The sequence below is a fragment of the Mesorhizobium sp. M4B.F.Ca.ET.089.01.1.1 genome (assembly GCF_004022605.1).
GTDB lineage: Bacteria > Pseudomonadota > Alphaproteobacteria > Rhizobiales > Rhizobiaceae > Mesorhizobium > Mesorhizobium abyssinicae.
In genome coordinates this window covers 1-627 of the sequence record NZ_RZOS01001174.1, presented here as the reverse complement: position 1 = coordinate 627, position 627 = coordinate 1, and the positions used below count along the sequence as shown (strand labels likewise).

1 protein-coding gene is annotated in these 627 nt (G+C 59.2%); it reads right to left on the bottom strand.

Translation table 11 applies throughout. The features are described 5' to 3' along the window. On the bottom strand, positions 1-627 hold a 627-nt coding region (locus EN780_RS36650), incomplete at both ends, for a sugar phosphate isomerase/epimerase family protein (protein ID WP_133372978.1).

Genomic DNA, 627 nt, shown 5'->3' with positions numbered 1-627 from the left:
ATCCTGCATGAGGGTTTTGAGATCGCGAGCGACGTCGTAGCTGTTCATCTGATGCTGCTTGTTGCAGAACAGCTCGCAGCTCCACCAGCCATCGTAGCCGGTAGACTTCACGGCAGCTACCCACTCTCGAAGGTCTAGCGCGCCCTTGCCTGTTTCCACGTCGCGCAGCACCGGCTCGTTGGGGACTCCGCCCGCAAACGGCAGAGAGTCGCAGATGTGCACGCCGTAAATCAGATCCTTGTCCAATCGCGAGATTTGTTCGGGGCCATCGCCCGAGGTGTAACAGTGCCAGAAGTCGACGACGAGACGTATGTTGTCGCGCGCTGCTTTCCTGATGGTCCGAAGCTGCCTGTCAAGGGTGTTGAGCGGCGTCCAGGACAACGCTTCATGGTAGATGACCACATTGCGCTGGGCGGCAATGTCGGCGACCGCGGCCAATCCAGACGCCGTGATGTCGATCTGCTCCTCTATCGGCAGGCCAACAACGCCGCGGTAGAGATCGGGTAGCCGGGTAACGCTGGTGGGATCGAGAGCCTCAAGACTGATTGGACCTGTAATGACCTGAATGCCCTTTGATCCAACCGCCGAGGCAAGGTCCGTCAAAGCTTCCGCGTCTTTCAGCAGGTC